The sequence below is a fragment of the Pseudomonas helleri genome (assembly GCF_001043025.1).
Classification (GTDB): domain Bacteria; phylum Pseudomonadota; class Gammaproteobacteria; order Pseudomonadales; family Pseudomonadaceae; genus Aquipseudomonas; species Aquipseudomonas helleri.
In genome coordinates this window covers 58773-70761 of record NZ_JYLD01000020.1, presented here as the reverse complement: position 1 = coordinate 70761, position 11989 = coordinate 58773, and the positions used below count along the sequence as shown (strand labels likewise).

Sequence of the window (11989 nt, the reverse complement as noted above, 5' to 3'; positions counted from 1 at the left end):
TCAGGCCAGCAGTTCGGTGATCCAGCGTATCTGTTGGCCGATGTCTTGCAATTTGTGCTCGGGTACGGCGTGCCGTGCACGGGCGAATTGCTCCAAGGTTTTTTGCCGCTCGCCCAGGATACGCTGCCATTTGGCCAGGAATACCGGGCTACGGGCCTCTAAGTGCAGCGGCCCGAAATACAGTGCTTCGGCGCTGTAAGTCACGGGCCCGCTGCGTTCAGCGACGATGATTTCGTAGTAGAAGCGGTTTTCTTGCAGCACCTCTTCAGCGACGATGCGGTAGTGGTTGTCCATCAGCCATTGGCGCAGTGGTTGTTCGCCGCCATTGGGTTGCAGGATCAGGCGTTCCTCACCGCGCAGGTGCGCCTTGCCACTGTCGAGAATGTCGCGGATGGTCTCACCACCCATGCCGCACAGGCTGACGGCGGTGATGCCGTCGGACGGTTCAATGGCTGCCAGGCCGTTGGCCAGGCGCACAGTTATCTGCTGTTCAAGCTGGTTCTCGCGCACGGTACGTTGTGCAGCATGGAAGGGCGTTAAGGCCACCTCACCTGCGACTGCCGCGCAGAGGGTGCCACGGTGTACGAGCGCTACCGGTAGATAACCGTGATCCGAGCCAATATCTGCCAATCGGGCCCCGGCGGGCACGTGCGCCGCCACCCGTTCCAGGCGCATGGACAATGTGTGTTCGTTCAACTGCAGTTCCTTGTCAGCCCGAATGCGCGGCACTCACGTGAGTCAATCAAACGCTCGTTCTGGGCAAAAGGGCGATTTTGGCATATCGGGTCTGCGGTGTGGCGCTGAAGACTAAATGGAGCGTTGATTAACCCGTTGAGTGAGTGCTTCAGCTGATTCCTTGCGCTCCGAGTAGCGGTCAACCAGGTCAGGGCGTTCTCTGAGCAGCAGCGTGAACCTGACCAGTTCTTCCATCACGTCCACTACCCGGTCATACAGGGCAGAGGGTTGCATACGGTTGTGTTGATCAAATTCAAGGTAGGCCTTTGGGACTGACGACTGGTTAGGGATAGTGAACATCCGCATCCAGCGCCCCAGCACTCGCAGTTGGTTAACCACGTTGAATGATTGCGAGCCGCCACAGATCTGCATCACCGCCAAGGTTTTACCCTGAGTGGGGCGCACGGCCCCCAAGGCCAGAGGCACCCAGTCAATTTGCGCCTTGAACACCGCAGACATGGCGCCATGGCGTTCCGGGGAGCACCAGACCTGGCCTTCAGACCACTGCATCAGTTCTAGCAGTTCCTGCACTTTTGGGTGATCGACGGGTGCATCGTCCGGCAAAGGCAAGCCGCTGGGGTTGAAAATCCGGGTTTCGGCGCCGAAATGCTCCAGCAATCTAGCTGCCTCTTCAACCAATAAACGGCTGAACGAGCGTTCGCGGGTCGAGCCGTATAACAGCAGGATCCGGGGTTTATGAACGTCGGCATCGACCAGCGTGCCGGTGGTTAATGAGGTGTCGAGATTAGGCAGTTGATCGGTCATGTGAACTCCGGTTAGAGGGTGCTGATGCGGTCCAGGTGCTGCTTCAGGCTTGCACTGTCGAGCTGGGCAAGAGGCAGGGCCAGCAGGGCGCGGCAACGTTTTTCAATAAGCGCCAGGGTCGCGTGGAAAGCCGCCGAGATTGTTGCTTCATCGCCAACCACTTCTGATGGATCCTCAAGCCCCCAGTGGGCTTTGATCGCTGGACCAAAGTACACAGGGCAGGCTTCGCCCGCTGCTTTGTCGCAGACGGTAATCACGATGTCGGGCGGGTTGCTTTCGAAGGCTTCATTGCCCTTGCTGCTCAAGCCCGCGATGCTGATACCAGCTTGTTGCAGTGTGCTCAAACTGCGCGGCAGAACCTGGCCTTTGGGAAAGCTCCCGGCACTGAAGGCTTGAACGCCTTCAGGGGCGAGGTGGTTAAACATGGCCTCGGACAAAATGCTCCGACAGCTGTTGGCCGTGCACATAAACAGGATCCGCATAAGGTTGCTCACTGGTGGGTCAGAGGGTTAAAGGCTCAGGCGCAAGGCCAGGGCCGACAAGGTGATGAACAGAATCGGCAGGGTCAGAATCACGCCTGTCTTGAAGTAGTAACCCCAGGTGATGCGAATGCCTTTGCGCTGCAAAACGTGCAGCCACAACAGTGTCGCCAGGCTGCCGATAGGGGTTATTTTCGGGCCCAGATCGGCGCCGATGACGTTGGCATAGATCATGGCTTCACGCATGACACCGCTGGCCTCACTGGCGTGAATCGACAGGGCGCCAATCAATACAGCAGGCAAGTTGTTCATGGCCGATGACAGAAACGCCGAGAGAAACCCCGTGCCCAGCGTGACCAGCCACAGATTGGAGTCGAGCAGATAATTAAGGGCCAGGGTCAGATAGTCTGTCAGGCCAGCGTTTTTCAACCCGTAGACCACCAGATACATACCCAGCGAGAAAAGAACGATCTGCCAAGGGGCTTCGCGAACCACGCGGCGGGTCGAAATGATGTGCCCGCGGGCTGCAACCGCCAGCAAAATAACGGCGCACACGGCAGCAATGGCACTGATGGGAATGCCGATGGGTTCCAGTACAAACAGGCCCACCAGCAACAAGATCAGCACCCCCCAGCCTGCACGAAAGGTCATGACGTCGCGCACGGCCTGCCGAGGTGCTTGCAAGTCGTCTTGTGAATAGCTGTGCGGGATGTCGCGGCGGTAAAACCCGTACAACACCGCGAGGGTGGCGGCGACTGCCACGATGTTCACCGGCACCATGATCGAGGCGTACGCGCTATAACTCAGCCCGAAGTAGTCCGCCGAAACGATATTGACCAGGTTTGAGACCACCAGAGGCAAGCTGGCGGTATCGGCAATAAACCCGGCGGCCATGACAAACGCCAGGGTTGAGGCGGGCGAAAAGCGTAAGGCGAGCAGTATCGACATCACGATGGGTGTGAGAATAAGGGCCGCGCCGTCATTGGCAAACAGGGCCGACACGGCGGCACCCAGCAGCACGGTAAAAGCAAAAAGGCGCCGCCCCTTGCCATTGGCCAGGCGCGCTACATGCAGGGCCGCCCACTGAAAAAAACCAGCTTCATCCAGTAGCAGGCTGATGATAATGACCGCGATAAAGGTGGCCGTGGCGTTCCAGATAATGTCCCAGACCAGAGGGATATCATCCAGCTTCACAATCCCTGTAATCAGGGCCAGCGCAGCGCCCAATGTGGCACTCCAGCCGATGCCCAGACCTCTGGGTTGCCAGATGACCAAGACCAGGGTGAACAAAAAAATGGCGGAGGCGGTGAGCATAAACGTCTCGTCCTTTGATCAGCAGCACGCTGTTGTGTTGAGAGGGCGGCCATCCATGGTGCTGAGGCGGCGAGTGTTTGACGCAAGCCACTCGGAATTGGCATTCAGGGTGGTTTCCAGTACTTCACGCACCCAGGCGGGTAGTTCCGGGTTCAAGCGGTAATACACCCATTGACCCTGGCGACGATCAAGCAGCAACCCGCAACTGCGCAATTGTGCGAGGTGCCGGGATATTTTCGGCTGGCTTTCGTCCAGAGCACAGACCAGCTCGCACACGCATAGCTCACCTTCACGGGTGATCAGCAAGGTGGCTCTGGCCCGGGTTTCGTCGGCCAGGCATTTGAAAATGGCGGCTGGATTGAGCATGGGTTTGCCTCTGTGCATATGTTTATCCGAATATACGTTTATCCATATGTTTCAAACAAGCCTGAATTTAATAGACACCTGTAGTCGCTGTCGAGGTACGAGGCTGCGATGGGTTGCGCAGCGACCCCGGCTGGCGGTCCTGCGGCCCGCATCGCAGCCTCGTACCTCGTCAGCGACTACAAGAAAGCGGGGGTGAGGTCTCAAGCCTGCACCGCTTCACCCACATAGTTCGCGCGGGGCCGGATCAGTTGACCTGTGGCTTTTTGTTCCAGCGCATGCGCCACCCAGCCGACGGAGCGCGCCAAGGTAAAGAGGGCAGGTGGCTGCAAATCGCAGAGGAAACCGAAGCCGATAAAGACTCAGCCATCGAGCACACCGCCTGGGGCGATGCGCAACGCATCCAATGGCCTGTTCAGATCGCAGGCTGCCCGGCCTGGTGGGCATTACCGGCCCATGAACTCGGCTCTGACACTGCGCAGTGGTAGCCAAATAACACTATGATGAACCTCTTTTCACGACAGGCGGGAGGTTCACATGAGTGCTAACGGCAACGATCGGCAGATCGACAATATTGAATTGAATGTGGGTGATATCAGCCGGAGCAAAGCCTTCTATGGCAGTGCATTCGGCTGGACATTCGTCGATTACGGTCCTGCGTACACAGAGTTCACTGATGGCCGCTTGACGGGTGGTTTCACCACGGGTGAACCGGTGCGGCCTGGCGGCCCATTAGTGATTGTGTACGCCGACGATCTTGAGGCCACTCAGGCACGCATCAAAAGCTTGGGCGCCGTGATCAGCCGTGAGACCTTTTCTTTCCCCGGTGGGCGCCGCTTTCATTTTGTCGATCCTGACGGTTATGAACTGGCGGTTTGGACGCGCCAGGAGTAGATTTCACTCTCGCGGTCTACTCGCCTACTTTGACAGTACGTGTTCGGGTGACCGGGCTGCTTCTTTTAACTGATATGATTCAAGCGCTTACAAACCGAGTGACCCAAGATGAATCGTCGTAAAAAGATCCAGCAGCTTTTAAAGGCGCATGCCAAGAAGGCCAGTGCCAAATTGGCACCGAAAAAAAAGTCCACTTACGTTAGCAAGGCTGATCGATTGAAGTTGGCGACTGAATCGGCAGAGGCCTCAACCGTTGTATCTGAAAGCTGATTGATAGCGCTCAGTCACAATCCCCCGCTGTAGATGGGCGGTTGAATGGCACAGCCTTTGCTTTTTGTTTGCATGGCCCGGCGCTTAATGCCGGGTCTTGCGACACCTTCCTGGAGACCAAGGCTCTGAAGGAGCGTGGTTAAGGTCGAGTGAAGGCAATAGTGTCATCTAAGTGCTCTAAATTGAGGCAGTAAGCGCAAGGTTGGGAATGTTTTATACCGGGCGTGGCGGTTCAAACGGTACAAAAAATGAAGATCAGTTCCCTTAAGGAATTCAGGGTATGACGGTGATCAAGCATTGTGCAGTGGGATTTTTGTCAGTTTTAGTGTTGGTCGGGTGTGAGGCTGATAAAGATAAAGTTGCACGGGGAAAAGTTGAGGCGATTAAACAAGTGATTGCCACGCGCACTCTGGAATACGTCGATATTTCAAGTTCACAGCCTCTACGCTCTGATAACGTCAATCGTTGCATCGTGCAGATGTCCGAAAACAAAGCCAAGATGGATGCCATACAAGTGGATTATGCCGAGACACAAACGGTGCAGTCCTCCGACACCCATACGTTGTACAGCCTGATTAATTACCAGCTCACGGCCTGTAAGGATGCCCGGCAGGCGCAAGGCTATTGATTTTGTCTCCTTGATTTCAAACCTGCTACGCTGGTGCGCATTGGACATTGCGCAACGGGATTGATAAGGGAGTGGTATGGAGTATTACCTATGGGTACTGGCGAAATTCGTGGCGGGGTTCGCGATTATTGCAACTCACATGTATATGTCAGGCCGAACCCAACTGTCGCAAATGACAGCGATTGACCTGATTGGCAACTTTATTCTGGGCGGAATTATTGGGGGTGTTATTTATAGCGACACCATTCCCTTTAAACAGTATTTGCTGGTTTTGTTATTAGGTGTGTTGTTGATCTACATACTTAACACCGCCACTAAACATATTCAGGTGCTGCGTGGTTTTGCGATCGGTAGCCCTATACCGATCATCAAGAATGGAAAGTTCATTGTTGAGAATCTGGTCGATAATAAACACAAGATAGACATCTTGCGGGTGGCCTCGCAGTTACATGCTCAGGGAGCGTGTGCTTTCCAGCAGGTCTACTACGCGCAAATTGAGCCGGGTGGCGAGCTGACGGTCATTTGTGATGAACGCGACATGCCGTCGGTGATTGTCATGTTTAACGGCGAGGCGCGACTCGATCAACTGACCTCCATCGGCCATGATCCGCAATGGCTGGACAACAAAATCAAAGAACTGGGTCTTGAAACCGAAGAAGTCTTTCTCGCTGAGTTTTGGCGCGGGGAATTATGCATCACCGCTCGCGATGGCAGCGTGATAAGCCCCGCCCCCCAGGCCGCTCGTAGTCGCTGACGAGGCACGAGGCTGCGATGCGAGCCGAAGGATCGCCTAATAGCCCGAGCCTGCTGTCACCCTGTCTGCCCCAAACCTGCGCACAGATTAAGCAACTGCTCCTGCAACACTTTGCCTGCGTAGCTCAGTCCGCCCTGCGCATAGAGCGCCAAATACACGCCCTGGATATCCGGCAGGCCGCTGCTGGCGTCGAGCACTTGATGCCCTGCGGTGATGACCCGCCGTGGTAGCAAACTGACGCCCAAACCAGCGGCCACTGCTGAGCAAACACTGGCCAGGCTGGCGCTCGAATAGCTGATGCGCCAGTGCCAGCCGCCCATTTCCAGGTGGTTGAGCATTTCATTGCGGTACAAGCCGCCTGCGGGGAAGGTCACCAGCGGCAACGGATCACGCCCCAGCGCTGGCTGGGAGCGGCTGTCGACCCAGCACAAAGGTTCTGGCCAACTCGCCAGGCAATCATCGTTCTGGCCCATCTGCTTGACCAGCAACACCTCAAACTCACCCCGGCGAAACAGCCGCTGCAAGTCGGGGCCCAAGCCGCTGGTGACTTCCAGACGCACACCCGGATGCTCCAGACCGAAGCTCGACAGCAACGGCATCAAACGGTCTGCGGCGAAATCTTCCGGCACCCCCAAACGCAATACGCCTTCGCTTTGTTGGTTGAACATGGCCTCACGGGCTTCTTCATGGAGCGTAAGAATGCGCCGCGCATAGGCCAGCAAGCGCTCGCCCTCAGCCGTGGCAATAACGTGGCGTTGATCACGATCGAGCAGTGTGCAGCCAAGGTTATCTTCAAGGCGACGAATCTGCTGGCTGACCGTGGACTGAGTCAAATGCAGCCGCTGCGCTGCCCGTGTGAAATTGGCGCACTCCACCACGGCAACAAAACTGCGCAACAACACGGGATCGAACATACACGTCACCATTCGAATTGCCACTGAAAGGCATGGTTATATTTAATTTCAGAATACCTGTCTGGCTGACCATACTCGTTCTTCATTGAATCTGCAGAGAGAAAATGACCATGAGTCGCCTGACGTTTAAATCCGGCCTTCTAGCGGCCGGGCTATTAATGATGGGAGGAGTGATGGCTAACGAGAAAAGTCTGTTGGATGCGGTGCGTAGTGGCGAAGTGACCCACGTGCAGCAATTGATCACCAGCGGTGCGGACCTGAAGGCACAGGCGCCGGACGGCAGTAGCGCGCTGCTGCTCGCGACCCAGCGCAACAACATTGAGATCGCCCGCGCCTTGATAACGGCGGGCGCCGACGTCAATCAGAAAAACCTGATGCACGACAGCGCCTATTTGCTGGCGGGTGCCAGTGGTTACAACGACATCCTCAAGTTGACGCTGGCCCATGGCGCGGACCTGAAAAGCACTAACCGTTATGGCGGCACCGCATTGATTCCCGCGTGTGAGCGCGGCCATGTTGAAACCGTGCGTTTGTTGATTGCCGCCGGGGTCGACGTTAACCATGTCAATCGACTGGGCTGGACCTGTTTGATGGAAGCCATCGTGCTGTCCGATGGTGGCCCGGCGCATCAGCAGATTGTTGCCCAACTGATCCAGGCGGGCGCAGACCTCAACCTGCCGGACAACCAGGGTCACAGCCCGTTGTATCAGGCAGAGCAGCGCGGTCAGAGCGCAACGGCCAAGTTGCTGCGTGACGCTGGCGCCCAGTGAATGACCTGCACGGGAGTGTTCATGAATAACGATCAAGATTATCTGCAACGCGCGGTGGAACTGGCGCGCATCAACGTTGCCGAGGGGGGACGGCCTTTTGGCGCAGTACTGGTCAAGGCCGGCCAAGTGATTGTTGAGGCGGTTAACGAAATTCATCTCAACCAGGACCCTACCGCCCACGCGGAACTGCTGACCATCCGCCGTGCCAGCCAGCATTTGGGCTCGCGTCTGGACGGGTGCGTGATCTATGCCAGTGGTCAGCCGTGCCCGATGTGCCTTGCGGCCATGTACCTGTGCGGCGTCAGCCGTGCCGTGTATGGCGCAGCAAACGAACTGGGTGAAGCGTTTGGTTTGTCTACGGCGGCGATCTACCAGCAACTGGCGTTGCCCTTGAGCGAGCAGCGCCTCAACGTGCAACATCTGCCGCAGCCCGCAATGGTTGAGGTCTATGAAAACTGGCAGGCGCGCCATGCCGCTCACTAAAACCCGTCTGCGCAGCCTGGCAAGTTGGGCCCTGATCATCGCATTGGGGCTTAACTTGCGGCCGATTTTGAGTTCCATCAGCCCATTGTTGATGCAGATTCGTGGCGACACCGGCATGAGCTTTCAAAGCAGCGCCTGGCTTACCAGCCTGCCGGTGATTTGCATGGGGCTGGTGGCCTTGCTCGGGGTGCGCATAGAAGCCCGTTTGGGCGAGCGACGGGGCGTGGCGTTGGGTCTGCTGATGATTCTGGGCGCGTGCTTATGGCGCCTGCTGGGGCATCAGGCTGAAGTGTTGCTTATCACGGCCTTGCTGGGCGGCGCCGGTGTAGCGCTGATTCAGGCATTGGTGCCGGCGCTGATCAAGCGCCAATTTCAGGGGCAAGTGGCGCTGGCTTTGGGGGTGTATTCGGCCTCATTGATGGGCGGTGGCGGCTTGGCGGCATTGCTCAGCCCGGTGGTGGCCGGGCATTTCAGCCAGTGGCAGGCCGGGCTCGGCGTGTGGTTGTTGCCCGCGCTGGCGGCATTGTTGATGTGGTGGCTTATGCCCTTTGCCGGGCTGACTGCGCGCACTCACGGCGCGTCTGCGCAGCCATGGCGCAAACGCAGGGCCTGGCTGTTGGCGCTGTACTTCGGGCTGGTTAATTGCGGTTACATGAGCATGGTTGCCTGGCTGCCGGCGTATTACTTGCAAATGGACTGGAGCGCGACCCAAAGCGGTTCGCTGCTGGCGTTCATGACCGTGTTTCAGGTGCTGGCCGCGTTGGTGATGCCTGCTCTGGCGCAGCGCAGTCGCGACAGACGCCCGTTTTTGGCCCTCAGCCTTGCTGCGCAGGCATTTGGGTTTTTCGGTCTGGTGATGTGGCCGCTTGAATCGCCGCATATCTGGGTGGCGTTGATCGGCTTTGGTCTGGGCGCTTGTTTTGCCCTCAGCCTGATCCTGACCCTCGATCATATCCGAGAACCTCGTGCAGCCGGGCAGTTGGCGGCGTTTGTGCAAGGGGTGGGATTTCTCATCAACGCCGTCTCGCCCTGGTTGACCGGCTGGTTGCGAGAGCTCACGGGCAGCTTTGTCAGCGCCTGGTGGGTGCTGATTGTCGGGGTTGTGGCGATGCTGCTGTTAACCCGTATTTTCAGCCCGGCGAGTTATCGGTACTCGTTTGCTGAACCGCAAGGCTCTGCGGCGCTGTCGACACATCCTTGAACGCTACATTCAGATCCAGTATCGACATAATGCGCTCAACCAGCGGTGAAACGTTGTGGGCATGCCAGCCCACATAGAGGCCAATGGCGGGGTTGCCTGATTCCGCCACCGGCAAAATGCGCCGAAACACCACGTTGTCCTGCGTAAACGAACGGGCAATGGAGGCTGGCACCAACGCCACACCGAAGCCACAGGCAACCAGGCCGATAACGGTGTGGAGTTGTGCTGCTTCCTGCACCACCTTCGGGTAAAAACCCGCGGCGTCGCATAGTGCAATCAGTTGTCGGTGATAACCGCTGCCCAGCACTTCGGGGGTGAAGACAAACGCTTCATCTGTGAAGTCACGCAGGTTGATGTCGGCGGCATGGGCTTTGGCGTGATCGGCGGGTAAGGCCATGACGATTGCCTCTTCAAACAGCAAGCGCGACTGCAAATTGGGCGTGTCAAAAGGCAGTTTACGCATAAAGGCGATGTCCGCTTCAGCGTGCGAGATCGCTTGGGCCTGGCTGGCTGAGGGCATCTCCTTGAGGGTCAACTGAACGTTGGGGAAGCTATCGCGAAACGCTCGCAGTGCATTGAGCAGCGGCGTGTAGTGGGCGATGGACACGGTGGTGACCGTGAGTTTGCCAGCGATGCCTTGTGCCACCAGGCGCGCATGCTCGGCACCGGATTCCAGCGTGTTGAGGGTACTGTAGGCCGTGTCCAGAAAGGCGCTACCCGCAGGCGTCAGTCGCACTTCACGTTTGCTGCGTGTCAGCAGGCTGATCCCCAGTTTGTCTTCCAGGCGGTTAATCGCCTGACTGAGTGCAGGCTGGGCCATGTGCAGGCGCTTGGCGGCGTTGTGGAAGTGCAATTCTTCGGCAACGGCAATGAACTGCTTGAGCAGACGGGTCTCGATCATGGTGTCCGTTCCTTCCTTTGAACTGTGATAGGCGCAGCGTATCAACTTCGCGCTTGAACAGTATTAAACAAGCCCGAAACGCAGGGTTAAGGTGAGGACAGTCATCAAGAGGAGTCAACTGTGGACTTTGCAGGCAAAATCGCAATTGTAACGGGCGCTGGCCAAGGCCTAGGGCTGAGCTACGCCCGCGAACTGGCAAGGTTGGGCGCCAATGTGGTGATCAGCGATATTGGCGCGGATACGCTGGGCGAAGGTGCCGATGCTTCGATTGCCCACGAGGCGGCACGTGCGCTTGAGGCCGAAGGTTACAGCGTGCTGGGTCACCACACCGACCTTGCGAGCGAGCGCGGGTGCGAGCAATTGGTCGCGGCGGCGGTCGAGGCGTTTGGGCAACTGGATATCGTGATTCACAACGCAGGTTGGGTCGGTTATCAGCGGATAGAAGAGGCCGAGGTGGCTTTTATCGAACGGGCACTGGATATCAATGTCTACGCGCCTGTCTGGTTGTGCAAATATGCCTGGCAACACCTGCGGCAATCGCCAGCCGCGCGGGTTGTCCTGACCACGTCGGACCGGGCCATGTACCAGTCCTATGCACAGCCGGGGCTGGTGGCCTACGCGGCAGGCAAAATGGCGCAACTGGGCATCATGAATGCCCTGAGCATGGAGGGAATGGCCGACGGGATTTTGGTTAACGCTGTATCGCCGGTGGCAAAAACAAGAATGTGGGGCGTGACCGAAGCACCGGTCAACCTCAAGCCGGAGTGGGTCACACCCGGCGTGGTGTTTCTGGCTTCGGAGCAGTGCCGCGACACCGGCTACATCGTACGGGCCAGCAATGGTCAGTTCACCGCCACCCGTTTCGTTGAAAACCCTGGCGTCGATTATCCCGTCGACCTGGCGCGGGTCAAGGCCAGCAGTGCCGAGCAGGTGGCGCAGTTGTGGGAACAGATCAAAGAATGTTGATTAGTGTAGGAGGGGCCGCCCCGTCTTCGACGCCGCGCTGTCGCGCAGCAAACAGGCCGCCGAGTATCTTCAGCATCCCCCAATCGGTTCCCTCTCCTTCGGGAGTGGGCTAGGGTGAGGGGGCTCTTGACTTGAGTACATATCCGTTGCTGCGGCAACGGCCACTTAGGGTTTCGGCCTTACGCCGCGTCACTTTGCAAAAGCGGCAAAGTAACCAAAACGCTTTTGCCCCTACCCCTCGGTGCCTCGCTTTGGCTCGGCATGCCCTCACCACAGGCCTTGCTCCGTAGGCCCGCCGCGATCGGCCATCCATGGCCGTGTCGCGGCTAACCCGGCGTCCTGCCGGGTTACCCACTGCGCAAAACCTGCGTTCGGCCAGCGTGGTTTAATGGGGCCTTTTAGATCAAGATCAAAAGCAAGATCTAGATCAAAAGATCGCGAGCAAGCTCGCTCCTACAAAGCCTTTAAAATCAATTACTTATTTTATGTTTGATAAGAGGGGCCGCCCCGTCTTCGACGCCGCGCTGTCGCGCAGCAAACTGTTATGTGTCT

The 11989-nt window shown here is 57.5% G+C and carries 17 protein-coding genes; 9 read left to right on the top strand and 8 right to left on the bottom strand.

Annotated features, from left to right (window positions below):
* The 6 genes from TU84_RS23460 to TU84_RS26555 form a co-directional block, all read right to left on the bottom strand.
* Entirely contained in the window at positions 1-696 is a 696-nt protein-coding gene (locus TU84_RS23460; protein ID WP_048373484.1) for a tRNA (adenine(22)-N(1))-methyltransferase, read from the bottom strand.
* Positions 697-807: 111 nt separating this feature from the next.
* Complete coding sequence (gene arsH, locus TU84_RS23455) at positions 808-1500, bottom strand: arsenical resistance protein ArsH (RefSeq protein ID WP_048373437.1); 693 nt, start codon at positions 1498-1500, stop codon at positions 808-810.
* 11 nt (positions 1501-1511) lie between these two features.
* Positions 1512-1982 (bottom strand): arsenate reductase ArsC, encoded by a 471-nt coding sequence (locus TU84_RS23450; RefSeq protein ID WP_048373435.1) that lies wholly within the window; start codon positions 1980-1982, stop codon positions 1512-1514.
* Between the two features lie 27 nt (positions 1983-2009).
* Positions 2010-3293, bottom strand: a complete 1284-nt coding sequence (locus tag TU84_RS23445; RefSeq protein WP_048373433.1) for an arsenic transporter — start codon at positions 3291-3293, stop codon at positions 2010-2012.
* Between the two features lie 18 nt (positions 3294-3311).
* Positions 3312-3659 (bottom strand): metalloregulator ArsR/SmtB family transcription factor, encoded by a 348-nt coding sequence (locus tag TU84_RS23440; protein WP_048373430.1) that lies wholly within the window; start codon positions 3657-3659, stop codon positions 3312-3314.
* 200 nt (positions 3660-3859) lie between these two features.
* Positions 3860-3943, bottom strand: a complete 84-nt coding sequence (locus TU84_RS26555) for a hypothetical protein (protein WP_241486434.1) — start codon at positions 3941-3943, stop codon at positions 3860-3862.
* Between TU84_RS26555 and TU84_RS26550 the strand changes: the two genes are divergently transcribed.
* The 5 genes from TU84_RS26550 to TU84_RS23420 all read left to right on the top strand — a co-directional run bounded on the left by TU84_RS26550 (position 3935) and on the right by TU84_RS23420 (position 6202).
* Positions 3935-4144, top strand: coding sequence for a hypothetical protein (locus TU84_RS26550; RefSeq protein ID WP_048373428.1), 210 nt, complete (start codon positions 3935-3937; stop codon positions 4142-4144). The genes TU84_RS26555 and TU84_RS26550 overlap by 9 nt on opposite strands.
* Positions 4145-4193: 49 nt before the next feature.
* Entirely contained in the window at positions 4194-4550 is a 357-nt protein-coding gene (locus TU84_RS23430; RefSeq protein ID WP_048373426.1) for a VOC family protein, read from the top strand.
* Between the two features lie 108 nt (positions 4551-4658).
* Complete coding sequence (locus tag TU84_RS25820; protein WP_082148799.1) at positions 4659-4820, top strand: DUF2986 domain-containing protein; 162 nt, start codon at positions 4659-4661, stop codon at positions 4818-4820.
* Positions 4821-5100: 280 nt separating this feature from the next.
* Complete coding sequence (locus TU84_RS23425) at positions 5101-5448, top strand: hypothetical protein (protein WP_048373424.1); 348 nt, start codon at positions 5101-5103, stop codon at positions 5446-5448.
* Between the two features lie 76 nt (positions 5449-5524).
* Positions 5525-6202 carry a DUF421 domain-containing protein gene (locus TU84_RS23420; protein WP_048373422.1) on the top strand — a complete coding sequence of 226 codons (678 nt, stop codon included), beginning with the start codon at positions 5525-5527 and terminating at the stop codon, positions 6200-6202.
* A 56-nt stretch (positions 6203-6258) separates the two neighbouring features.
* Here TU84_RS23420 and TU84_RS23415 read toward each other — a convergent pair whose 3' ends face one another.
* A complete protein-coding gene (locus TU84_RS23415; RefSeq protein ID WP_048373420.1) occupies positions 6259-7116 on the bottom strand; it encodes a LysR family transcriptional regulator in 858 nt (285 codons plus the stop codon).
* Positions 7117-7226: 110 nt separating this feature from the next.
* On the opposite strand from TU84_RS23415, the gene TU84_RS23410 reads away from it, so the two are divergent.
* Genes TU84_RS23410 through TU84_RS23400 form a run of 3 tightly spaced genes read left to right on the top strand, consistent with a single transcriptional unit; the run spans position 7227 to position 9570 of the window.
* Entirely contained in the window at positions 7227-7886 is a 660-nt protein-coding gene (locus tag TU84_RS23410; RefSeq protein WP_088500418.1) for an ankyrin repeat domain-containing protein, read from the top strand.
* Between the two features lie 21 nt (positions 7887-7907).
* Positions 7908-8369: a nucleoside deaminase gene (locus TU84_RS23405; RefSeq protein ID WP_048373417.1), complete on the top strand. Its 462-nt coding sequence runs from the start codon at positions 7908-7910 to the stop codon at positions 8367-8369.
* The gene (locus TU84_RS23400) at positions 8356-9570 is read left to right on the top strand and encodes a CynX/NimT family MFS transporter (RefSeq protein WP_048373416.1); all 1215 of its coding nucleotides are present in this window, start codon (positions 8356-8358) and stop codon (positions 9568-9570) included. The genes TU84_RS23405 and TU84_RS23400 overlap by 14 nt, the downstream gene beginning before the upstream one ends.
* On the opposite strand, the gene TU84_RS23395 is transcribed toward TU84_RS23400, so the two are convergent.
* Positions 9500-10471 (bottom strand): LysR family transcriptional regulator, encoded by a 972-nt coding sequence (locus tag TU84_RS23395; RefSeq protein ID WP_082148798.1) that lies wholly within the window; start codon positions 10469-10471, stop codon positions 9500-9502. The two genes, TU84_RS23400 and TU84_RS23395, sit on opposite strands and share 71 nt — an antisense overlap.
* Before the next feature lie 120 nt (positions 10472-10591).
* On the opposite strand from TU84_RS23395, the gene TU84_RS23390 reads away from it, so the two are divergent.
* Complete coding sequence (locus TU84_RS23390) at positions 10592-11437, top strand: SDR family NAD(P)-dependent oxidoreductase (protein WP_048373414.1); 846 nt, start codon at positions 10592-10594, stop codon at positions 11435-11437.
* Positions 11438-11989 lie beyond the last annotated feature (552 nt).